Origin of the sequence: Xanthomonas sp. SHU 199, assembly GCF_000364665.1 — a bacterium.
Classification (GTDB): domain Bacteria; phylum Pseudomonadota; class Gammaproteobacteria; order Xanthomonadales; family Xanthomonadaceae; genus Xanthomonas_A; species Xanthomonas_A sontii.
Genome location: NZ_AQOI01000464.1, coordinates 1 through 23,116 on the forward strand (window position 1 = coordinate 1; position 23,116 = coordinate 23,116).

General features: G+C 68.6%; 18 protein-coding genes. 8 read left to right on the forward strand and 10 right to left on the reverse strand.

The features are described 5' to 3' along the window. The coding region (gene ygfZ, locus D183_RS0114725; RefSeq protein ID WP_017909675.1) for a CAF17-like 4Fe-4S cluster assembly/insertion protein YgfZ at positions 1 to 415 on the forward strand (415 nt) is incomplete at its 5' end. A 26-nt stretch (positions 416 to 441) separates the two neighbouring features. Here ygfZ and D183_RS0114730 read toward each other — a convergent pair. Further along, on the reverse strand, positions 442 to 1,566 hold the full coding sequence (locus D183_RS0114730) for an ABC transporter ATP-binding protein (protein WP_017909676.1): 1,125 nt from the start codon (positions 1,564 to 1,566) through the stop codon (positions 442 to 444). Between the two features lie 414 nt (positions 1,567 to 1,980). Between D183_RS0114730 and zwf the strand changes: the two genes are divergently transcribed. The 5 genes from zwf (at position 1,981) to D183_RS0114755 (ending at position 7,946) form a co-directional block, all read left to right on the forward strand. Further along, the gene (zwf, locus tag D183_RS0114735) at positions 1,981 to 3,444 is read left to right on the forward strand and encodes a glucose-6-phosphate dehydrogenase (protein WP_039727862.1); all 1,464 of its coding nucleotides are present in this window, start codon (positions 1,981 to 1,983) and stop codon (positions 3,442 to 3,444) included. Further along, positions 3,441 to 4,448 carry a glucokinase gene (glk, locus tag D183_RS0114740; RefSeq protein WP_017909678.1) on the forward strand — a complete coding sequence of 336 codons (1,008 nt, stop codon included), beginning with the start codon at positions 3,441 to 3,443 and terminating at the stop codon, positions 4,446 to 4,448. The genes zwf and glk overlap by 4 nt, the downstream gene beginning before the upstream one ends. Beyond that, positions 4,445 to 5,164, forward strand: a complete 720-nt coding sequence (pgl, locus tag D183_RS0114745) for a 6-phosphogluconolactonase (RefSeq protein ID WP_017909679.1) — start codon at positions 4,445 to 4,447, stop codon at positions 5,162 to 5,164. The genes glk and pgl overlap by 4 nt, the downstream gene beginning before the upstream one ends. Before the next feature lie 139 nt (positions 5,165 to 5,303). Further along, positions 5,304 to 7,220, forward strand: coding sequence for a phosphogluconate dehydratase (edd, locus tag D183_RS0114750; RefSeq protein WP_017909680.1), 1,917 nt, complete (start codon positions 5,304 to 5,306; stop codon positions 7,218 to 7,220). Between the two features lie 72 nt (positions 7,221 to 7,292). Then, the gene (locus tag D183_RS0114755) at positions 7,293 to 7,946 is read left to right on the forward strand and encodes a bifunctional 4-hydroxy-2-oxoglutarate aldolase/2-dehydro-3-deoxy-phosphogluconate aldolase (protein WP_017909681.1); all 654 of its coding nucleotides are present in this window, start codon (positions 7,293 to 7,295) and stop codon (positions 7,944 to 7,946) included. A gap of 156 nt (positions 7,947 to 8,102) precedes the next feature. On the opposite strand, the gene D183_RS0114760 is transcribed toward D183_RS0114755, so the two are convergent. The 9 genes from D183_RS0114760 to D183_RS0114800 all read right to left on the reverse strand — a co-directional run bounded on the left by D183_RS0114760 (position 8,103) and on the right by D183_RS0114800 (position 21,212). After that, positions 8,103 to 11,219: a discoidin domain-containing protein gene (locus D183_RS0114760; protein ID WP_026144496.1), complete on the reverse strand. Its 3,117-nt coding sequence runs from the start codon at positions 11,217 to 11,219 to the stop codon at positions 8,103 to 8,105. A gap of 351 nt (positions 11,220 to 11,570) precedes the next feature. Continuing rightward, a complete protein-coding gene (locus D183_RS0114765; RefSeq protein ID WP_017909683.1) occupies positions 11,571 to 12,407 on the reverse strand; it encodes a carbohydrate ABC transporter permease in 837 nt (278 codons plus the stop codon). Next, positions 12,404 to 13,285 carry a carbohydrate ABC transporter permease gene (locus tag D183_RS0114770; protein ID WP_010342668.1) on the reverse strand — a complete coding sequence of 294 codons (882 nt, stop codon included), beginning with the start codon at positions 13,283 to 13,285 and terminating at the stop codon, positions 12,404 to 12,406. The genes D183_RS0114765 and D183_RS0114770 overlap by 4 nt, the downstream gene beginning before the upstream one ends. After that, entirely contained in the window at positions 13,282 to 14,577 is a 1,296-nt protein-coding gene (locus D183_RS0114775; protein WP_017909684.1) for a sugar ABC transporter substrate-binding protein, read from the reverse strand. Before D183_RS0114775 ends, D183_RS0114770 begins: the two co-directional genes overlap by 4 nt. Before the next feature lie 11 nt (positions 14,578 to 14,588). Beyond that, positions 14,589 to 16,175, reverse strand: coding sequence for a glucoamylase family protein (locus D183_RS0114780; protein ID WP_407136839.1), 1,587 nt, complete (start codon positions 16,173 to 16,175; stop codon positions 14,589 to 14,591). A 130-nt stretch (positions 16,176 to 16,305) separates the two neighbouring features. Then, positions 16,306 to 19,278: a TonB-dependent receptor gene (locus D183_RS0114785; protein WP_017909686.1), complete on the reverse strand. Its 2,973-nt coding sequence runs from the start codon at positions 19,276 to 19,278 to the stop codon at positions 16,306 to 16,308. 105 nt (positions 19,279 to 19,383) lie between these two features. After that, complete coding sequence (locus D183_RS0114790) at positions 19,384 to 20,397, reverse strand: LacI family DNA-binding transcriptional regulator (protein ID WP_017909687.1); 1,014 nt, start codon at positions 20,395 to 20,397, stop codon at positions 19,384 to 19,386. A 234-nt stretch (positions 20,398 to 20,631) separates the two neighbouring features. Further along, a complete protein-coding gene (locus D183_RS0114795) occupies positions 20,632 to 20,916 on the reverse strand; it encodes a BolA family protein (RefSeq protein ID WP_017909688.1) in 285 nt (94 codons plus the stop codon). After that, on the reverse strand, positions 20,913 to 21,212 hold the full coding sequence (locus D183_RS0114800; RefSeq protein ID WP_017909689.1) for a YciI family protein: 300 nt from the start codon (positions 21,210 to 21,212) through the stop codon (positions 20,913 to 20,915). The genes D183_RS0114795 and D183_RS0114800 overlap by 4 nt, the downstream gene beginning before the upstream one ends. 373 nt (positions 21,213 to 21,585) lie before the next feature. Here D183_RS0114800 and D183_RS0114805 point away from each other — a divergent pair, with 373 nt between their 5' ends. Then, entirely contained in the window at positions 21,586 to 22,527 is a 942-nt protein-coding gene (locus D183_RS0114805) for a segregation and condensation protein A (protein WP_017909690.1), read from the forward strand. Between the two features lie 22 nt (positions 22,528 to 22,549). After that, on the forward strand, positions 22,550 to 23,116 hold a 567-nt coding region (gene scpB / locus D183_RS0114810), incomplete at its 3' end, for an SMC-Scp complex subunit ScpB (RefSeq protein ID WP_017909691.1).

The window sequence follows — 23,116 nt, forward strand, 5'->3', positions numbered from 1 at the left end:
GGATGCGCCGGCCGCCGACCCGGCGCTGGCCGAGGCCTGGCGCGCGGCCGACCTGCGCCTGGGCCTGGCCCGGCTTGCGCCGAGCCAGCGCGAACAATGGACCCCGCAGCAGTTGGGTCTGGACCGGCTGCACGCCTTCAGCGTCAAGAAGGGCTGCTACCCCGGCCAGGAAATCGTCGCCCGCACCCACTTCCTGGGCAAGGCCAAGCGCGCCGTGCAGTTGCTGGAAGTGGATGCGCCCGTCGCCATCGATGCACCGGTGCAGCGCGACGGCCAGCCATTCGGCAGCGTGGTCAGCGTCGCCGGCACCCTGGCATTGGCGGTGCTGCCGCTGGACGAGACACCGCCGACGGGGCTGGACGTCGACGGCCACCCCGCACGGTGGCAGCCCCTGATCGACGGCCTGGCGCGCTGAGCGCGCGCCGTAACGCCAGCTTTCGCTTACGGCTGTTGCGAATCCCCAATCCCCAATCCCGAATCCCGCACCTCCAGACGCCCCCCACTCTCGGCATCGAAGAAGTGCAGCGCGTCGCCGCGCACCGCCACCCGCAGGCGCTCGCCCAGGCCCGGCAGCGCGCGCGGCGCCACCCGCATCACCAGCGGCTGCGCGCCGTGGCTGAGATTGACGAAGATCTCGTTGCCGACCGGCTCGATCACCTCGATGGTGGCCTCGAAGCCGCCCTGCGCGTCGTCGCTGGGCTGCAGGTGCTCCGGCCGCACGCCGATCGCCAGTTCCCGGCCCAGCCATTGCGGCGCGATCTGCGCACCCGGCAGCGGCACCCGCCCGCCGTCCTGCAACTGCAGCTGCAGACCGCCCTCTTCCACCAGCCGCCCGCGCAGCACGTTCATCGCCGGGCTGCCGAGGAAACCGGCCACGAACAGGTTGGCCGGGCGGTCGTACAGCGCCATCGGCGTGTCGATCTGCTGGATCAGCCCGTCCTTGAGCACGACGATGCGCTGGCCCAGGGTCATCGCTTCGACCTGGTCGTGGGTGACGTAGATCATGGTGGTGCCGAGCTTGCGGTGCAGTTGCGCGATCTCGGTGCGCACCGAGTGGCGCAGCTTGGCGTCCAGGTTGGACAGCGGCTCGTCGAGCAGGAACACCGCCGGCTCGCGCACCAGCGCGCGGCCCAGCGCCACGCGCTGGCGCTGGCCGCCGGACATGGCGCGCGGCAGCTTGTCCAGCATCGGGGTCAGGCCCAGGGTGTCGGCGGCGGCGGCCACGCGCTGGCGGATGACCTCCTTGCTCTCGCCGCGCAGCTTGAGCCCGAACGCCAGGTTCTCGGCCACGGTCATGTGCGGGTACAGCGCATAGCTCTGGAACACCATGGCGATGTCGCGGTCCTTCGGCGCCACCTCGTTGACCACGCGCTCGCCGATGCGCAGCTCGCCGCCGCTGATCTCTTCCAGGCCGGCGATCATGCGCAGCAGCGTGGACTTGCCGCAGCCCGAGGGCCCGACCAGCACCATCAGTTCGCCGTCGGCCACTTCGAAGCTGGCCCCGTGCACGGCGACCTGGCCGTTGTCGTAGACCTTGCGGATGTTGTCCAGTTGTACTTTCGCCATGTATCCGGTTTCCGGCAGTGAGGAACGGGCTGCCGCCGGTCCCTCCCGAGGGCAGTGCATACGAATTCGGGTCGCATCATGCCCGCGCGCAGGCAACAATGGATCGCGATGCGGTATTCTGCCATGTAACCGTTTTCACGGGGCAACATCGAGCCTGGGAGGGCATGCAATGCGATCCGCCAGCCGCCGATCCGGCGCGCGCCCGTCATCCTGCGGGATGACAGCCGACCTGCAGCATGAGGCATTGGAGAGGTATGCTCAGAGGTCTGGCAGTCGTATTCATCTCCTGGATCGTGCGTTCCCGCCTGGCGGCCCTCCCGCGTCACGCCCTCGCCCGAACCGGCCGGATACAGGCCGTCGCCGCCGTTCGCTTTCCCACGCCACGTCACTCCTAGCCCCCAGGTGATCGACACCATGTCACCCGAAACCGAAACCCGGTCGATGCACGATACCTTTCTGTTGTTCGGCGCCACCGGCGATCTGGCCCAGCGCTATCTGTTCCCCTCGCTGCTGCGCATGCTCGACGACGGCTTCCTGCCGGAAGACTTCCGCATCCGCGCACTGGCGCTGTCGCCGCACGACACCGCCAAGTTCCACGAGATCCTCAAGCCGCGCCTGCAGGCGGCGATGCCGCAGATCGGCGAATCGATCGTGCAGGCGCTGCTGGCGCGCATCGACTACCGCTCGGTGGACCTGCGCGATGCCGAATCGGTGGCCGCCGCGGTGCGCGACCTGACCGCGCGCCGCTGCGTGAGCTACCTGGCGATCCCGCCGGGGCTGTACATCAGCACCTGCCAGGGCCTGGCCCTGGGCGGCGCCCTGGCCGCACCGCACCGTCTGATGCTGGAGAAGCCGATCGGCCACGATTCGGACAGCGCCCGCGAGATCGTGCAGGCGATCGGCGCGCTGATCGACGAGGACCGCGTGTTCCGCCTGGACCACTACCTGGGCAAGGCCGCGGTGCAGAACCTGATCGCGCTGCGCTTCGGCAACACCCTGCTGGAAGCGGTGTGGAACCGCAACTACATCGAGTCGGTGGACATCCTGGTCGCCGAGAGCGAGGGCGTGGACGGCCGCGATGCCTACTACGCGCGCTCCGGCGCGCTGCGCGACATGGTGCAGAGCCATATCCTGCAGCTGCTGTGCCTGGTGGCGATGGAGCCGCCGGCGTCGCTGGAAGCCGACCGCATCCGCGACGAGAAGGTCAAGGTGCTGCGCGCGCTGCGTCCGCTCAGCGCAGAGCATGCCGCCCGCGACAGCGTGCGCGGGCGCTACACCGCCGGCACCATCAACGGCCAGCCGGCGCAGGCCTACCAGCCGCCGGAAGGCAGCGACGTGGAGACCTTCGCCGCGGTCACCGCCTACATCGACAACTGGCGCTGGGCCGGGGTGCCGTTCCGGCTGTGCACCGGCAAGCGCCTGGCCGAGCGCTCCACCCGCGTGGTGGTCACGCTCAAGCCGGTCACCCACTGGCTGTTCGAGCGCCCGGCCGCGCAGCAGGTGGCGCCGAACCGGCTGACCTTCCAACTGCAGCCGCAGGAGAACATCGAACTGGGGCTGATGAGCAGCCTGGCCGGCCCGGAATGGGGCGCGCTGGAACTGCAGCCGCTGGAACTGGAACTGTCGGTGCCCACAGGCCTGCACCGGCGCATCGCCTACGAGCGGCTGATGCTCGACGCGCTCAACGGCAACCATGCGCTGTTCGTGCGCGACGACGAAGTCCGCGCCGCCTGGGCCTGGATCGACAGCGTCAGCGCCGCCTGGGCGCAAGCGCACCTGCCGCTGCTGCCCTACCCGGCCGGCAGCTGGGGCCCGCAGGAAGCGCAGGCCTACGTCTCCTGCGACCAGTCCGGCGCCGCGCCGAAGGTCGCGCAATGAGCGCGCCGCAGCGCCCGGTGCTGGTCGCCGACATCGGCGGCACCAATGCCCGTTTCGCCCTCGCCGATCTCGACGCCTCGGTGCCGCTGCTCGACGACAGCACCCAGACCTACTCGGTGGTGGAGTTCCCGTCGCTGGGCGACGCCGCCCGCCACTACCTGGAACAGACCGGGGTGGACGCGCGCAGCGGCACCTTCGCGGTCGCCGGCCGCGTCGACGGCGACGAGGCGCGCATCACCAACCATCCGTGGGTGATCTCGCGGGCGCGCACCCGCGCCATGCTCGGCTTCGACGAACTGCACCTGATCAACGACTTCGCCGCGCAGGCGATGGCGATCAGCCTGCTGCGGCCGCAGGACGTGGTCCAGGTCGGCGGCGCCAGCTGGACCCCGTCGCCGGTCGAGGTGCCGCGCAACTACGGCGTGATCGGCCCCGGCACCGGCCTGGGCGTGGGCGGCCTGCTGATGCGCGGCGGGCGCTGCTTCCCGCTGGAGACCGAGGGCGGCCATGTCAGCTTCCCGCCGGGCACGCCGGAGGAGATCCGCATCCTGGAACTGCTCTCGCAGCAGTTCGGCCGCGTCTCCAACGAGCGCCTGATCTGCGGCCCCGGCCTGGTCAACATCCACCGCGCGCTCAGCGAGATCGCCGGCGACGACCCGGGCCCGCTGCAGCCGGAGGACATCACCGCGCGTGCCGCGCAGGGCGACTACCGGGCGATGCGCACGGTGGACGTGTTCTGCGCCGTGTTCGGCGCCATCGCCGGCGACCTGGTGCTGATGCAGGGCGCCTGGGACGGCGTGTTCCTGACCGGCGGGCTGGTACCGAAGATGCTCGACGCGATCCAGCATTCCGGGTTCCGCCAGCGCTTCGAGCACAAGGGCCGGTTTTCGTCGATCATGGCGCGGGTGCCGTCGCTGGCGGTGATCCATCCCCGTCCCGGCCTGCTCGGCGCCGCCGCCTACGCGGTGGACGCCGCGCGGCAATCCCCAGGAGCCATCGCATGAGCCCCACGCTGTCCGACCGCATCACGCTGATCCGCTACGACGATCCGGACGAATGGATCGACGCGGCGGCGGCCGAGATCGGCACCGCGCTGCGCGAGGAGATCCAGCGCCGCGGCGGCGCGCGCCTGCTGCTATCCGGCGGCACCACCCCGGCGCCGGTGTACCAGGCGCTGGCCGAGCTGCCGCTGGACTGGTCGAAGCTGGAGGTCGGCCTGGTCGACGAGCGCTGGCTGTCGCCGCAGGACAGCGACAGCAACGCCTACCTGGTCCAGCACAGTCTGCTCGACCGCGCCGAAGAGGCGCGCTTCGAACCGCTGGTGCGGGTCGGCAAGCCGCTGCAGGACTGCGTGCACGCGGCCAACCTGCACGCGCAGCACGCCCCGGCCCCGTGCATGGCGGTGCTGGGCATGGGCGGCGACGGCCACACCGCCTCGCTGTTCCCGGGCGCCACCGACCTGAACAAGGCCCTGGCCAACCCGCTGCCCTACGCCACGCTCGACGCCACCGGCTGCCCCGGCGCCAACACCTGGCCGCTGCGCATCACCCTGACCCCGGCCGGCCTGGCGCCGATCGGCCAGCGCATGCTGCTGTTGCGCGGCAAGCAGAAGCTGGAGGTGCTGGAGCGCGCGCTGGCCGGCACCGACCCGCACGAGTACCCGATCCGCGTCGCCTTCGACACGCCGGGTGCGCGCCTGCGCGTGCATTGGTGCGAGTGAGGCCGGGATTGGGGATTAGGGATTGGGGATTCGCAACGGCTGCGCGCTGACGCTTTTCCGCTCTTCCGATTCCCGATTCCCGCTCTTCCGATTCCCGATTCCCGTTTCCCGATTCCCCCCTTCATAGCCACGTCCGCCAATGAGCCTGCATCCGACCCTCCACGCGATCACCGAACGCATCCGCCAGCGCAGTGCGCCGTCGCGGCGCGCCTACCTGGCCGGCATCGACGCCGCGCTGCGCGACGGTCCGTTCCGTAGCCGCCTGAGCTGCGGCAACCTCGCCCACGGCTTCGCCGCCTGCGGCCCCACCGACAAGAGCCGGCTGGAAGGCGGGATCACCCCCAACCTGGGCATCATCACCGCCTACAACGACATGCTCTCGGCGCACCAGCCGTTCGAGCACTACCCGGAGATCATCCGCAGCACCGCGCGCGCGCTCGGCGCCACCGCGCAGGTGGCCGGCGGCGTGCCGGCGATGTGCGACGGCGTGACCCAGGGCCGTCCCGGCATGGAGCTGTCGCTGTTCTCGCGCGACGTGATCGCCCAGGCCACCGCGATCGGCCTCAGCCACGACATGTTCGACACCAGCCTGTACCTGGGCGTGTGCGACAAGATCGTGCCGGGCCTGCTGATCGGCGCGCTGGCCTTCGGCCACCTGCCGGCGGTGTTCGTGCCGGCCGGGCCGATGACCCCGGGCATCCCCAACAAGCAGAAGGCCGAGGTGCGCGAGCGCTACGCCGCCGGCCAGGCCACCCGCGAGGAACTGCTGGCCGCCGAATCGGCGTCCTACCACGCCCCCGGCACCTGCACCTTCTACGGCACCGCCAACTCCAACCAGGTGCTGCTGGAAGCGATGGGCGTGCAGTTGCCCGGCGCCTCCTTCGTCAACCCCGGCACCCCGCTGCGCGAGGCGCTGACCCAGCAGGCGACCGAGCGCGCGCTGCGCATCACCGCGCTGGGCAACGACTTCCGCCCGCTGGGCCGCTTGATCGACGAGCGCGCCATCGTCAACGCCGTGGTCGCGCTGATGGCCACCGGCGGCTCCACCAACCACACCATCCACTGGCTGGCGGTGGCGCGCGCGGCCGGCATCGTGCTGACCTGGGACGACCTGGACGCGCTGTCGCAGCTGGTGCCGCTGCTGGCGCGGGTGTATCCGAACGGCGAGGCCGACGTGAACCACTTCGCCGCCGCCGGCGGCATCGGCTTCGTGTTCCGCGAGCTGATGGACGCCGGGCTGATGCACGACGACCTGGCCACCATCGTGCCCGGCGGCATGCGCGCCTACGGCGACGAGCCGTGCCTGCAGGACGGCAAGCTGAGCTACGTGCCGAGCCCGGCCAAGAGCGCCGACGAGGCGGTGGTGCGCCCGGCGTCCAACCCGTTCGAGGCGCAGGGCGGCCTGCGCCTGCTGCGCGGCAACCTCGGCCGTTCGCTGATCAAGCTGTCGGCGGTGAAGCCGCAGTTCCGCACCATCGAAGCCCCGGCCGTGGTGATCGACGCGCCGCAGGCGCTGAACAAGCTGCACGCCGCCGGCGCGCTGCCGCACGATTTCGTGGTGGTGCTGCGCTACCAGGGCCCGCAGGCCAACGGCATGCCGGAACTGCATTCGCTGGCGCCGCTGCTGGGCCTGCTGCAGAACCAGGGCCGGCGCGTGGCGCTGGTCACCGACGGGCGCCTGTCCGGCGCCTCGGGCAAGTTCCCCGCGGCCATCCACGTGACCCCGGAAGCGGCCCGCGGCGGCCCGATCGCCCGCGTGCGCGAGGGCGACATCGTGCGCCTGGACGGCGAGGCCGGCACCCTGGAAGTGCTGGTGGACGCCGCCGAGTGGGCGGCGCGGCCGCTGGCGCCAAACACCGCGCCGGCCGCACACGACCTGGGCCGCAACCTGTTCGGGCTCAACCGCCGCATGGTCGGCCCCGCCGACCAGGGTGCGCTGTCGATCTCCTGCGGCCCGCCGGCCGCCGACGGCGACCTGTGGAACTACGACGCCGAGTACGACCTGGGCCGCGATGCCGAGGCCGCTGCCGCGCCGCACGAATCCAAGGACGCCTGAGCCGCCGTCTGCCTCACCCTGCCCTGGCCGCGCGCGGCCGGGGCCTCGCCCCCCTTCGCAATCGAGACGCCCATGACCATCGCCGAACACCAGACCAAGGCCGAACAGCTGCTGCGCGCGGCCGGCATCCTGCCCGTCGTCACCGTCCACACCCTGGAAGAAGCGCGCCGCGTCTCGGCCGCGCTGCTGGAAGGCGGCCTGCCGGCGATCGAACTGACCCTGCGCACGCCGGTGGCGATGGACGCGCTGGCGATGCTCAAGCGCGAGCTGCCGGACATCGTGATCGGCGCCGGCACCGTGCTCAACGCCACCCAGCTGCAGCAGTCGATCGACGCCGGCGCCGACTTCATCGTCACCCCGGGCACCACCCCGACCCTGGCCGACGCCCTGGCGCAGGCGCCGCTGCCGGTGGTGCCGGGCGCGGCCACCCCCAGCGAGCTGCTGGCGCTGATGGAGCGCGGCTTCCGCGTGTGCAAGCTGTTCCCGGCCTCCGCCGTCGGCGGCCTGGCGATGCTCAAGGGCCTGGCCGGCCCCCTGGCCGAGCTCAAGCTGTGCCCCACCGGCGGCATCGGCGAAAGCACCGCCGCCGAATACCTGGCCCAGCCGAACGTGGTCTGCATCGGCGGCTCGTGGATGGTGCCCAAGGACTGGCTGGCCGACGGCGCCTGGGACAAGGTGCGCGAGAGCTCGGCGAAGGCGGCCGCGATCGTGGCGGCGGCGCGGTAGCGCCTAGCCGGGAATCGGGAGTGGGGAATCGGGAATCGTTAAAGCCAGAACCTCGGCTCTCACAACTCGATACTCCAGAAAGAAAAAAAGCGCCGGCATGCCGGCGCTTTTCTTTTGCTTTTGCGATTCCCGATTCCCCACTCCCCATTCCCGGCCTCACCGCACCTCGATCTGCACATCCGCCGGCAACGCGTGGATGCGCAGTTCGCCGTGCTCCCACTGAGCCGCTTCGCCGTTGACCAGGGTGCGGCCCGGCTCGCCCGGGTATGGCCACGGCAGCACCAGGCCGCCGCTGGGCATGCGCAGGCCCTCGGGGATGTTCAGCAGCAGGCGGTTCTTCTGCCGGCGCAGCTGGTAGCTCAGCGGGCCCTGCGGGGTGCGCAACTGTTCGATCGCCACGCCCTTGCCGTCGAACCAGTCGGCGGGGATGCCGGCGGCCAGCACCAGGCTGTCGTCGACGTCGCGGGCGTAGGCGAACATGTCCAGCACCGAGCGCACGAAGTCCGAGGCCACCCAGGCATGCGGCAGGTCGCCGAGGAAGAACGGCTTGCGCGGCGTGCGCGAAACCACCTCGGCCCACTGGTTCCACGCCTGCGGCGTGCGGTCCTTGAAGAAGAACTGCGTGGCCTCCCACGCGCGCTCGCGCCAGCCCAGGCGCACGAACGCGGACACGTTGCGCCACTCGTACGGCGTGTAGTCCTTCCACTCGCGGGTGCCGTCGCGGCGGCCGACGAACTCGCTCCAGTAGCGCTCGAAGGTGTTGTCGAGCAGCGCCTGCGGCAACCGGCCCTGCTCGCCGCCCGGCGCCAGCGCGATGGTGGTCGAGGTCGGATCGAAATCGCCCAGCTCCGCCGAGCCCGGCAGGAAGTCGATGTGGTGCTGCTGGGTGGCCGCGTCCAGCGAGGCGTACAGGTCCTGGCGGAACTGGTCGCGCGAGGCGGCGAAGTGCGCGGCATCGTCGATGCGGCCGAGTTCGGCGGCGATGCTCACCGCGTCCTTGTAGCCGCGCAGCGCCCAGAAGTTGTCCCAGTACGAGTGCATCGGCTTGGCCGAATAGCCTTCGTGACTGATCGACACCGGCATCATCCCGTAGAAGGCCGCGTTGCGCGCGCGGTTCTCGTCGGTGCGCTCGCTCAGCCGCAGCTGTTCCATGTAGGTGTACGCGCCGAGCACGTGCGGCCACATCTGTTCCAGGAAGGCGCGGTCGCCGCTGTAGCGGTAGTAGTCGGCGACGCTGTAGATCAGTTCGCCGTGGCTGTCGTTCTCCGGCACCGGATCGCTGCCGCGGTCGTCCACGCAGCACGGCACCATGCCGTTGGCGAACTGGTACGGCGCATACCATTCCACGTACTCGCGGACCACGTCGGCGCGGCCCAGGCGCAGCAGGCCTTCGGAGATCATCGCGCCGTCGCGAATCCAGCTGCGCGAATACGAGCGCGTGCCCGGCTGCAGGCGCGGACCGATCCGCGAGATCAGCATGTGCGCCAGCGCGGTGCGCAGCGTGTCGGTGACCGCCTTGCCCTGCGCCGGCACGTGCAACTGCACGCGGTCCAGCTTCTCGTGCCACTGCGCGGCGACCTGCTGCTGCGCGCGCGCCGCGTCGAAGCCTGCCGGCACGCCGGCGTTGCCGGTCTGCGGGATCACCAGCGCCACCTCGCGCACCTCGCCCGGGGCCAGGCGCCCGCGGTACAGCAACGCGCCGGAGGCCAGGCCGTCCGGATCCTGCGCCTGCTGCGGCAGGCCGCTGGCGTCGGTACTCAGCCGTTCGACGTCCATGCCGGCGTCGAACGCGCTGGCATACGCCGCATCCGGCTTCTGCACCGCGAACACCCGCGGCTGGCCGTTGACCTGCACCTGCGTGCCGGCGAAGGCCAGCGAGCGGATCGGGCTGACCCCGCCGACGGTGTTGAGGAACTGGCTGGGCGGATTGACCTGAAACGGACGCACCGCCAGCGCCAGGGTGTAATCGTGCGGCTGCTTGCCCGGGTTGCTGAGCCGGTAGCGCGCTACCAGTTGCGCCTGCTCCGGCTCGCCCTGCACGAAGGCGGTCACGCGCAGCGCGGCGTTGTCGTGGGTCCAGTCCACGCTGGGAATCGGCAGGTAGTCGTCCTGCAGGCTCTGCGCGGTCTTGACGTCGGCCCAGCTCAGGCGCTTGCCGTCCAGCAGCAGGAACGGCTCGATACTGAAGCCGCCCTTGCCCACCTCGATCGCGCCATCCTCGCCGACCAGGCCCTGCTCGCGGCCGCCATCCAGGCCGACGATGGTCCAGTACGGCTGCTCGCCGCTGAAGCCGCGCGGGAACCAGCCGCGGGTGGATTGCGCCGCCACCGACTTGATGAAGTCGTTCTGGGTGGCGGCGAAGGCCAGCGGCTGCAGCGTGATGTCGGCGATGCCGTAACGGAAGCTGGGGCCGTCCTGCAGGTCGAAGCGCACGTAGCGCGCCTCGGTTTCCGGCAGCGCCAGCCAGTCGGTGCCGCCGTTGCCGGCGGTCACGCTGCGCAACTCGCGCCAGCTGCGCCCGTCGGCCGAGCCTTGCACGGTGTAGCGCGAGGCATAGACGCCCGGCGCCCACTGCACCTTGGCGCCGCCGAACTCGCGCACCTTGCCCAGGTCCAGCATCACCGTCTGGGTCTTGGCGTTGCCGCTGTACCAGACGGTGTCGGGCTTGCCGTCGGCGATGCGCTGCTCCAGCGCCGGCGCGGTATCGGTGTTGACCTTGACCGTCAGCGGCGAGGTGTCCTGCGGCGGCAACGGGGTCAGGGTCAGCTGATCGAAGCACACCGTGCCGGCGCCACCGACCTGGTTGTAGATGGTGAACTCGATCTGTGCGCTGCGGGTCAGCTCCTTCTCCGGGCTCGGTCCCCAGGCCTTGTCGATCTGCCGCTTCTTGTAGGTGACCGTGCTCCACTGCGTGGGGAAGTCGTAGTGCGGCCGGTTGACCCACCACACGTTGTCGCCGCTGGCGTCGACCAGTTTGAACTGGAGGTCGTTGCTCGGCGACTCGCCGCGCAGCTGGAACGAAAACTGGTAGTTGTCCGGGTACTCGATCGGCACGCTGCGGCGGATCCCGGCATAGCCGGACACGCCGTTGAAGTCGTAGTCCAGGCACAGCGCCTTGGCACGGCCGCCGCTGGGCGCCTGCACCAGCCGGGTCGAGGCGGTGACCTGGTTGGAAACGACGATCTGCCACTTGTCCAGATCGTTGAAGCTGTCCAGCGTCACCGTGGAGGTCGGCGGCGCGGCGACGGCATGGGCGGCCGCCAGTCCCAGCATCGCCAGCATCGCGCGTGCGCACGTCATCGCCATCCCGTCCCTCATCGCCTTCCCCGTCGCTGTCGTTTCGTTGCGTGTCTGCTTGTATGTGTCTGTGCATCCCAGCGGGCATCGCACCCATCGGCGCCCCTCGGCATCGCCTTACATGTTGTCGCGGCTGAAGCCGCTCCTACACGTCAGGCCTGGCCATCCATGGCCGGGCGTTCGGCGCAACGCGCGCCAGTGGCGCTCGATGTTCCGCTTCACCGCTGCCATCCATGGCGTGACAATCCCACACCAGATCGTCCGGCCTGGCCATCCATGGCCAGGCGTTCACGAACGCGCGAGCCAGTGGCTCGCAAGCGCGTTCGCTCACCCCTTCACGCTGCCGAGCAGCAGGCCCTGGATGTAGTAGCGCTGCAGCGCCAGGAACAGCGCCAGCACCGGGACCACCGTGACCACGGCGCCGGCCATCATCATCTCCACGTCCATGATGTGCTCGCGCGACAGCGCCGCCAGCGCCACCGGCAAGGTGTAGTGCTCCTGGTCGGTCAGCACGATCAGCGGCCACATGAAGTCGTTCCACGCGGCCATGAAGGTGAAGATGGTCAGCGTCACCAGCACCGGCTTGAGCATCGGCAGCACGATCTGGAAGAAGATCCGCAGCTCGCCGGCACCGTCGATGCGCGCGGCCTCCAGCAGCTCGTCGGGGATCGAGCGCGCGTACTGGCGCACCAGGAAGATGCCGAACACCGTCGCCAGCGCCGGCACGACCACGCCGCCGAAGTTGTTGACCAGGTGCAGCTGCTTCATCAGCAGGAACAGCGGCAGCATCGCCACCTGCGCCGGGATCACCAGCGCCGCCAGCAGGATCTGGAAGATCCGTTCCTTGCCGACGAAGCGCAGCTTGGCGAAGGCATAGCCGGCCATGGTGTTGATCAGCAGCGAACCGAAGGTGATCGCGCACGACACCAGCAGGCTGTTGGCGAAGTTGCGGGCCATGCCGGTGCGCGAGAACAGCTCGCCGTAGTTGGCCAGGGTGGCGCCGGTGGGCAGCATCGGCGGCGGGAAGCGACTCGCTTGCCCGGCCGGCATGAACGACACCGACACCATCCACAACAGCGGCGCCAGGCTGATCACGGCGAGCAGCAGCAGCCCGCCGTTGACCAGCAGCGTGTTCCAGCGCGAGGCGCCGATCTCCCGGCTCATACCAGGTCCCTCTTGCGGCCGAAGCGCAGCATCACCGTCGTCACTCCCAGGATGATCAGGAACAGCAGGAACGCCACCGCCGACGCGCGGCCGAGGTTCCACCACTTGAAGCCTTCCTCGAACATGTAATACAGCACGCTGACCGTGCTCTGCAGGGGATCGCCGCGGGTCATCACGTAGGGTTCGGCGAACAGCTGGAAGTAGCCGGACACGGTGATCACCCCGACCACCAGCAGCACCGGCCCCAGCATGGGCAGGGTGATGTGCAGGAACTGCCGCCACTTCGAGGCGCCGTCGATGCGCGCGGCCTCGTACAGGTCCTGCGGGATCGCCTGCAGGCCGGCGAGGAAGATCACCATGTTGTAGCCGAAGTTCTTCCACACCGCGAACAGCATGATCGTCGGCATCGCCCAGTGCGGATCGCCGAGCCAGTCGATCGGGCCGATACCCAGGTGCGCCAGGCCGTAGTTGACCAGGCCGTAGCTGGTGTGGAACAGGTAGCGCCAGATCACCGCCACCGCCACCAGCGTGGTCACCACCGGCGCGAACAGCGCGGTGCGGAACAGCGCCTTGAAGCGCGCCACCGGCGCGTTCAGCAGCAGCGCCGCGCCCAGCGAGGCGCCGATGGACAGCGGCACGCCGACGATCACGAAGTACGTGGTGTTCCACAGCGACTTCCAGAACATCGGCGTCTGCAGCAACTCGATGTAGTTGCCGAAGCCGACGAAGCGCAGGTTGTGGCGGTCGGCCAGCGAGTACAGGTCGAAGTCGGTGACGCTCAGCGCCAGCGCCGACAGCACCGGCAGGCCGAAGAACACGCCGATCACGATCAGCGCCGGGCCGGCGAACAGCCAGCCGATCAGGGAACCGCGCTTCATGGCGCCGCTCCCGTGGCCGGCGCCGCCGTGCCTTCGCGGTGCTGCTGGTGGATCCAGCGGCGTTTCTCCAGGATCTCGTCGACCCGCTTGTCCAGTTCCCGCATCGCCTTCTCCTGCGGCTCGCCGCCGCGCACCACGCGCTCGGTGGCCAGCCGCATCTCCTGCACGATACGCTCCCACTCCAGCACCTTCGGTGCCGGCTTGACCCGCTCCAGCTGATCGCGGAAGGCGTGCGCCAGCGGATCGTCGGCCAGCGACGGATACGCCCAGGTGCTGCGCCGCGGCGGCATGTCGCCGATCAGCGCGTGGAAGCGCGCCTGGATCTGCGGCCGCGACAGGAACTCGATCAGCTTCCACGCCGCGTCCTTGTGCTCGGACTTGCGGAAGATCACCAGGCTGGTGCCGCCGGCGATGCCGGCGCCGGGGCCGTCCGGGCCCGGCAGCGGCATGGTACCCCACTGGTCCTTGAGCGCAGCCGGCTGCACCTTGCGGAACTCGCGGATGTTCCACGGGCCGGAGATGTAGAACGCGTAGAAACCGTTGAAGAACTCGTCCCAGACGTTGGAGATCTGGGTCTCCGACATCTTCGGCGCCCAGCCCTGGTCGAACATGTTGGCGTAGAACGCCAGCGCCTTGCGGAAGCCGGGGCTTTCGAAGTTGCCGTAGTTGTTGTGGTCGCGCAGCAGCGGATCGGGCAGTTGCAGGCCCAGCGACAGTTGCTGTTCGAACTCGTTGAGCGGCATCAGGATGGCGTAGCGCTTCGGCCCGACATGCTTCTTCACCGCCGCCATCGCCTGCTCCCACTCGGCCCAGGTCTGCGGCAGCTTGGTCACCCCGGCGTCGCGCAGCATGTCCTTGCGATAGAACAGCAGGCGCGTGTCCACGTACCAGGGGATGCCGTAGAGCTGGCCATCGATGACGCTGGTGTCCCAGATGCCGGGGAAATAGTCCTTCGGGTCGACCACCTTGGAGCGCTCGACATAGGGCTGCAGCGGCTGCAGCGTGCCCAGTTCGGCGAATTCCGGGATCCAGGTGTTGCCCAGCTGGCACACGTCCGGCAGGCCGTCGGCGGCGAAGGCGGTCAGCAGCTTCTCGTGCGCGGCGGTCCACGGAATGTTCTGGATGTCCACGTGGATGCCGGGATTCTCCTTCTCGAACTCCGGGATCAGCTCGGCCACCACCTCGGCCTCGCGGCCCATCGCCCAGAACCGCACCACCTCGCCCTGCGGCGCGCGCGCGCACCCGCATACGGCCACCATCAGCAAGCCCAGCGACACCCAACGACCGATCATGCGTGCTGCGCTCATTCGGGCTTCTGCGGCTGGCGCTGGTCGGGGTTCTGTTGCGCCTGCGCAGCGGCGGCGCGCGATTCGGCGATGCCGATCGCCCGCGCCGCGGCGGCCTGCTCGTCCTTCTTCGGCACCGGCTGCGCCTCGCCCTCCGGAGTCAGCCAGCCGCCGCTGAAGCCGGCGCGCTCCAGTCCGGTGCGGATGTACTTGTTCTTCTTCATCACGTTCCAGACGAACTCGTTGCGGTAGTTGGCGATCATGGTCAGGATCGGGCCCTGGTCGATGCCGATGTAGTCGCTGGAGACCCAGCCGCGTCCGGGCACGACGCGGCCGGTCTTGAGCGGGATATCGTAGTTGAAGCTGGGGTTGAACGAATCCAGGAAGCCGTAGCTGGAGTAGATGAAGTCGCCGTAGCGCTTGTGCATCTCCTCGGTGGCCGGAATCACCACTTCCGGCGCGAACACCAGCGAGGCCACCGCCGCGGTCGGCGCGATGGTGCCGTCGTCGAAGTTCTCGCGCAGGCCGGCGCCGCGCGAGGAATAGTGGCGGAACTGGCGTTGTTCGCCGCGATACTCCTGCTCGGTGTTCTGCGGCCCGTCGCTGGCGGTCAGGCCCCACACGTTCTCGCCGTAGTCCTTCCACTTCATCGGATTGGCGATGGCGTATTCGCGCTGCGCGAGCACCGCGCGGCGGCTGTTGAGGAAGTAGTCGATGCCGCGCTCGCGCATGTACTGGTCCTGGATGTCGCGGAAGTCGATCCAGACATGGCTGTACTGGTGCGCGAACATCGGCCCGAACGACAGGTATTCCTGGCCGTAGTACACGCCCCAGTCGTTGTTGTAGGTGCGGGTCCACACCGTCCACGCATCCGGGCTCACCGCATGGGTGGGCGATCCCAAGGCCAGCACGTACAGCATCATCGCTTCGTTGTAGCCCATCCAGTCGTGGCTGATGAAGCCGCTTTCGGGGAACCAGCCCATCGAGATCAGCGGATCGCGCTGCTGCAGCCAGGTCCAGTCCACGCGCCGGTACAGCGTGTCGGCGATCTCGCGGATCTCCTTCTCGCGCGGGTCGTCGCCGTCGTAGTACGACTGCGCGAACAGCACGCCCATCATCAGCAGCGCGGTATCCACGCTCGACAGCTCCACCCAGCTGTCGTAACGGTGGCCGTTCTGCATGTCCAGAAAGTGGTAATAGAAGCCCTTGTAGCCGGCCTTGCCGGTGCGCTGCGGGCCGACCGGCGCATCGCGGAAGAACTTCAGCGTGGTCAGGGTGCGATCCACCGCCTGGGTCCGGCTGATCCAGCCGTTCTCGATGCCGATGGGATACGCCGTCAGCGAGAACCCCACCGACGCGATGCTGGCGAACGGACGCGACGGGAAGCGGTCGGGGGTGAGGCCATTGGTGTCGTTGGTGGTGTCCCAGAAGAACTGGAAAGTGCGCCGCTCGATGTCGCTGAACAGTTGCGGCAGTTCGGGCTTCAGCGGTTTGGGCGGCAGTTCCGCCTCGACCAGGATCACCTGCACCGGCTTCTTCTCCACCGCCTTCGGCTCCTCGACCTTCTTACACGCCGTCAGCAGCACCCCTGCTGCCATCACCATCAACGAAAACCTGATGAACCTGCGCTGCTTCTTCATCGTGCCCCCCGTGAAATCGTTTACATGCACGCAAAAAATACCCCACTTCCGCATCGCCGCGGCCCCCGGTGCACGGGAGCCGCGGCGACCTTGCTTACCAGTTCAAGCCGAACGACAGCTTGAACGTCCGCATCGGCGAGGCGAGCACGCCGTTCGGCGTACCGAACGCCGTATTCAGATCGGCGTACGTTCCGGTTGCGGTGTTGTAGTCCGCGTAGTTGGTCCAGTTGAACAGATTGATGACATCGGCGCGCACGTTGAACTTGATGCCCGACCCGGTATCCCATTCCTTGTTCGCCGCCAGGCTGAATTCCTTGTAGCCCAGCGTGGCGTCCGGCTTGTACTGAATGATATAGCACTGGTCGTTGCCCGCCAGGCAGTTGGTGCCGTAGCGCGGGGTCTGGCTGGCCAGCGACAGCTTGGCCGACAGGGTGACGTCGTATGGCAGATCGTAGATGCCGGTGACCACCAGGCGGTTCTTCGGGATGCCGCCGGCCTCACGCCAGCCGTAGCCGGCCATCGACGGCTGGTCCAGCGCATAGTGCTCGCCGTACTGGCGGTTTTCCTTCGCGTCGGAGAAGGTGTAGGCCACGGTCAGGCCCCAGCCGGACTCCTTGTCGTAGGGCTTGTCCAGCTTCAGCGCCAGCTGGTTGTTGCGCGTCTTCAGGCCGTTGGTGCCGAGCACGATCGCGCTGTAGCCGTTGGGCGAATCGGTGGGCACGCCGGAAGTGGTGCCGGGCAGGAAGAACGAGCCGTCGGCACGGCGGTTGCCGCGCAGGAACACGAAGCCGTCCTCGCTGACGATGCGGCTCAGGGTCACGTCCGTGTACCAGTCGTTGCCCCAGAAATGCAGCATGTTGCGCATGCCCAGGCTGAACTGGTCGGAGTACGGCACCTTGATGTTGTTGTCGATCAGGTACACCTCGCGGCCGCCGCCGGTGCCGGCGGTGGTGGAGGCCGCCAGCCCGTTCAGGCCGGCCTGGGTCGCATAGCTCGGGTCCCATGCCACGCACGGCTGGCCGAGGCACGGCGTGTTTGCGCTGCTGAAGTAGTAGCTGTAGGAGCGGAAGTTGTTGTTGAGCTGCTCCAGCGCCAGGTAGTCGAACAGGTTGCGGTCGTACGCACGGCCGGCACCGCCGTAGATCACGTGCGCCTGGTCGCCGAACAGGTCGTAGGAGAAGCCCAGGCGCGGCTGCCAGGCATCCTTGAACGCCTTGCGGTTGTTGCCGGTGCTGATGTAGTTGGCGATGTCGTAGTTGGCGTTGTCCAGGTTGCGCCAGTTCAGCAACGCGCTGGCGACGTCGGCCGGGGTGACGAAGTCGAGGAACGACGGGGTCTTCTCGTAGTCGTAGCGCACGCCCAGGTTCAGGGTCAGGTGCTCGTTGACCTCCCAGTCGTCCTGCAGGTAGATGCCGTACTGCTTGTTCTGCGACTGCACCGAACCGCCGTCGCCGGTGTCGCCGAAGCGCACCCGGTACGGGGTGCCGACATCGCTGAGGATGTTGTAGTAGTACTGCGGATTGGCAGGATTGATCTGGGTCGAATCGAGCTGGATGTCCTTGTACTTCAGACCCATCTTGATGGTGTGGCTGCCGTGCCAATCGAGGCTGTTGAGGGTCAGGTCGTCCTGCAGGGTCCAGCCCTTCTGGCCCTTGTTCTGGAAGCTGCTGCCGGCGCCGGCGCTGAGGATGGTGGTCTCGTTGCCGGCCTGCGGCACGTAGGACAGCACGTAGCCGCTGCCGTCGGTGAGCGGGGTCTGGGTCCAGAACGCGCTCTCGTAGCTCAGGTTCAGATCGTTGAGGAAGGCCTCGCCGCTGTACTGCCAGCGCAGGTTGGCGCGCTTTTCCTTCTGCCCGTTGCTGCTGCCGTGCTGGTAGGTGGTGGTGTTGCCAATGTCCGACAGCTCGTCTTCCTTGCGGTACTTGCCGGTCAGCTCGAACAGGTTGTTGTCGCCCAGGGTCCAGTCGATCTTGCCGAAGTACAGGTCTTCCTTGAACGGCGTGCTGTAGGTGGCGACCAGCGGCTGCAGCTGCGCCGGCAGCTGGTCGACGCGGTCGGCGTAGATGCCGCCCGGGATCACCGTGTTCGGCGTGGTGTATTCCTTGGCCTCGTAGGCCACGAAGAAGTGCGCGCGGTCCTTGAGGATCGGACCGCTGAAGGTGGCGCCGTACTGGGTCTCGGAGAAGTCGTCGCGCTGGCCGGCCTTGCGCTCCAGCGGGCTCTCGGCACGCCAGTCGTCGTTGGTCGTATCCCAGAAGAAGCTGCCGTGGAAATCGTTGGTGCCGGACTTGGTCGAGGCGACGATCGCCGCGCTGCTGACCTGGTCGAACTCGGCCTTGTAATTGGAGGTGATGACCTTGTACTCGCCGATCGCCGACTGCGGGAACGGGTTGCCGCGGCTGGAATCCTGGCCGCTGACGCCGCCGGTCAGCACGTAGTTCTTCTGGCTGATGCCGTCGATGTAGACGTTGGTGCCGTTGGCCGAGGTCGCGCCGGAGCGCACCGTGGTGTTGCCCTTGGCGTCGCGCTGGAACTGCACGCTCGGCACGCTGTCGGCCAGCTCCAGGAAGTTGCGCGTGGCCTGCGGCAGCTTCTCGATCTGCACGTTGGAAATGTAGGTGGCGTTCTCCGAGGTACGGGTTTCCACCAGCACCGGCGGCGCCTGCACCTGCACCGCGTCGAGCGTGGTCGCGCCCTGCCCGTTGGCGGTGGCCGCTTCGCCGCCCACGCCCAGATCCAGGGTGGCGGTCTGGCCGACCTGCACGGTGACGTTCTGCGAGGTGGTCTTGCCGTCGGCGGTGACGTCGATGCGGTAGGACCCCGGCGGCAGACCGCCGACCGAATAGGTGCCGTTGCTGGTCTGCACGCTGCGGCTCAGACCGGTGGCCAGGTTGGTGGCGGTGACCTGCGCGGACGCGGCCGGCGCCGAATCGACCTTGACCTGGCCGCGGATGGTGGCACCGGTGCTTTGCGCGAATGCCGGCGCAGCGCCCAGCAGCAGACAACTGGCGAGGGCGCAGCTCAACAGCTTGCGCGTGGGCCGGGCGGAGTGCGGGGTGTGTTGCATGTGGGGTTTTCCCTCCAGGAAGACGTGATGCTCGTTATGGGTGGTGCGTGGTGCTTCGATGGAACGAAGTGGAACAAGCGATGCGGCGCAGAAAAGTGCGTCGCATCAGGAACGGGCCGTGCTGGAATCGCGCACGACCAACGTAGGAACCAGGGTCTGCCGCTGCCGGTCGTCCGCGTCGGGCCGATCGATCAATTGCAGGAGGCGGTGCATCGCCTGCTCACCAAGCCCGGCGATGCTGACGCGCATGGTGGTGAGGGATGGGTGAACGAAACGCGCCAGCGGAATGTCGTCGAAGCCGGCCAACGCGATGTCGTTGGGCACGCGCACGCCGCTCTGGGTGAAGGCGTAGAGGCAGCCGAGCGCGGTCATGTCGTTGGCGGCGAACACCGCATCGGGCAGCGTGCCGGCCTGCAGCATCGCCTGTCCGGCGCGATAGCCGGAGGCTTCGTCGAAGTCGCCCGGGAACTCCTGGCCATGCGCTTCGCCGGAATGGCGCGCGATGGCGTCGCGGAAGCCGCGCAGGCGTTCGCGCGCGTCGAAGTTCAGTTCCGGGCCGCCGATGAAGGCGATGCGGCGATGCCCCATCGCCAATAGGTGCTCCGTCATCGCCACCGCGCCGGCGTGGTCGTCGATGCTCAGCACCGGATATTCGGTGCCCGGCAGGTGGGTGTTGATCAACACCGTCGGCAACGCCTGCGGCAGGTTGTCGGTGAGAAAGCCCGGGCGCTCGGCATACGGCGACAGCACCAGCAGGCCGTCGACGCGGCCGCGCATCGCCCGCAGCGCCCGCCCCTGCTCTTCCGGGTCGCCGTGGTAGCTGGACACCAGCAGGTGCTGGCGGCGCGCGCGGGCTGCACCGTCGATGCCGCGGATCAGTTCGGAGAAGAATTCGCCGTACAGGTCGGGCAGCACCACGCCCAGGGTCTGGGTGCGGCGGCTGCTGAGGCTGCGCGCCGCCGCATGCGGGCTGTAGCGCAGGCGCTCGGCCACTTCCAGCACCAGGGTCCGCACCGGCGCCGCCACGTTCTCGTGGCCATTGAGCGCACGCGACACGGTGGCCACGGAAACCCGGGCCTCGCGTGCGACGTCTTTGATGGTAACCGCGCTCTTCGCCATCGTGCCGCCCTCCGCGGCAGAGACCTTGAGAAACTGGCGCGGACTGTAATCGTTTTCAGCGCGAGGCAGAAGCCCTTTGTTATTTTTACAATAAACGCCTTATTTTTCAGTCACTTGAATAATGAGAAACCGGTCGGAATCGTGCCGCAATGCAGCATAATCCAGGTGCAGATTCCGCTTTTTCCCGGGGTGCATACCCCTGTTTGGACCGGCGGCAGCCGTCGCCGGCGGGTGTCAGCCGCCCGTGCCCGGCACCTCGGCGCGGATCGACAGCGCATGGATATCGGTCTGCATCATCTCGCCCAGCGCTGCGTAGACGGCGCGGTGGCGGGCCAGCGGCGCCATGCCGGCGAAGGCCGGACTGACCACCCGTACATTGAAATGCCCGCGGCCGTCGCGCGCGCCGGCATGGCCGGCATGGCGATGGCTGTCGTCCTCCACCTCCAGCGCCTGCGGCGCGAACGCCGCCTCCAGCGCGGCGCGGATCCGCGCCACCCGCTCGGCGCCGACCTGGCTCATGGCAGCACCTTGCGGAACGGCCGCACCTCGACCCGGGCGTAGACGCCGGCATCGACATACGGATCGGCCTCGGCCCAGGCCCGCGCCTCGGCCAGCGAGTCGAACGCGGCCACCACCAGGCTGCCGCTGAAGCCGGCCGGACCCGGATCCTCGGCGTCGATCGCCGGGCACGGCCCGGCCAACAACAACCGCCCGGCTTCCTGCAATGCGGTCAGCCGCTGCAGATGCGCCGGCCGTGCCGCCGCCCGCCGCGGCAGCGCATCGGCCACGTCGTACCCCTCGATCACGTACCACATCGCGTCTCTGCCCTCGTTGCCTATCCAAAGACCTGTCATTGTAGAACCTGCCCTGGCACGGCGGCGCTGGACACCGACCCCGCCGGCGCATTACCCTTGGTCGTATTGCACGCGGCCGGATGCAGCGGCCCGTCGGTGATCGGCGACCCCAAGCCCCTTCCGACGACCGATTCGCTGCCTGACACCGCCCGCGCAGACGTCCTCCTCTGCAGTTCCCGCCGCCACGACACGCGTGGCGTGCGTCGTGTGTCTTGTTGAAGTACCGAGCGCGTTGCGGGGACGACGCGCCATTGAACCGCAGCACTGCCGGCAAGGAGCCGCGCCGGGTCGCGCCTGCCCGGCCCTTCGCTACCGCAACACCGATGTCCAACCGATGACTTCCGAACTCGCGCTCGACGCGAACCCGCCAACCCAGACGACCCCGCCACAGCAGCAGGAAATGCCGCTGGCGGTCGTGCATGGGCAGCCGGTCCTGCAGATCCCGCAGGATCTTTACATCCCGCCGGATGCGCTGGAAGTGATCCTGGATGCGTTCGAAGGCCCGCTGGACCTGCTGCTGTACCTGATCCGCCGGCAGAACCTGGACATCCTGGACATCCCCGTCGCCGAGATCACCCGGCAGTACGTGGACTACATCAACGTGATGCAGGAGCTGCGCTTCGAACTGGCGGCCGAATACCTGGTGATGGCCGCGATCCTGGCCGAGATCAAGTCGCGGATGCTGCTGCCGCGGCCGCCGGCCGAGGACGGCGAGGAAACGGACCCGCGCGCCGAACTGGTCCGCCGCTTGCAGGAGTACGAACGCTTCAAGCAGGCGGCCGAGGACATCGACGCGCTGCCGCGGCAGGACCGCGACACCACCCCGGTGCACGCCCATGTGCCGGACCGTGCCGCGGTCAAGCTGCCGCCGCCGGTGGAGTTGAAGGAAATGCTGCTGGCGCTGTACGACGTGCTCAAGCGCGCCGAGCTGTTCAGCGGCCACGCGATCAAGCGCGAGGCGCTGAGCGTGCGCCAGCGCATGGGCGATGTGCTGGGCCGTCTGGACGACGGCAAGTTCCACCGTTTCGAATCGCTGTTCAGTGCCGAGGAAGGCAAGCTGGGCGTGCTGGTCACCTTCCTGGCGCTGCTGGAACTGGCCAAGGAGCAGTTGCTGGACATCGTCCAGGAACCGCTGGCGCACGTCCCCGCCGAGGCCGCCGAGCGGCCGCCGATGCCGCCGATCTACGTCAAGTCGCTGGCACTGGGCAACACCAACGCGCCGCTGCAGTTCAACAGCGAGTTCGACGACAGCGACGCCGCCGACGCCACCACCTGAGCCACCGAGAACCCGCCCCCGCATGGATCAAGCGCTGATCAACCGCATCGTCGAGGCCGCCCTGCTCGCCGCCAACCAGCCGTTGCCGCTGGCGCAGTTGCACGGCCTGTTCCCGGAGGAGGAACCCGCGCCGCCAGGCAGCATCGAGCGCGCGCTGGAACTGCTGCGCGAGGCCTGCGAGGGCCGCGGTGTGGAACTGGTCGAAGTCGCCTCCGGGTTCCGCTACCAGGTGCGCAGCGACGTGCACGCCTGGGTGGCGCGACTGTGGACCGAGCGCAAGACCCGCTACACCCGCGCCACGCTGGAGACCCTGGCGCTGATCGCCTACCGGCAGCCGATCACCCGCGGCGAGATCGAGCAGGTGCGCGGCGTGGCGGTCAGCAGCAACATCATCCAGGCGCTGGAAGAGCGCGAGTGGATCCGCGTGGTCGGGCACCGCGACGTGCCGGGCAAGCCGGCGCTGTTCGGCACCACCAAGACCTTCCTGGACTATTTCGGGCTCAAGCGCCTGGACGAACTGCCGCCGCTGTCCGAACTCAAGGACATCGGCGAACTGGAGCCGCAGCTGCCGCTGGACCGCGACGCGCTA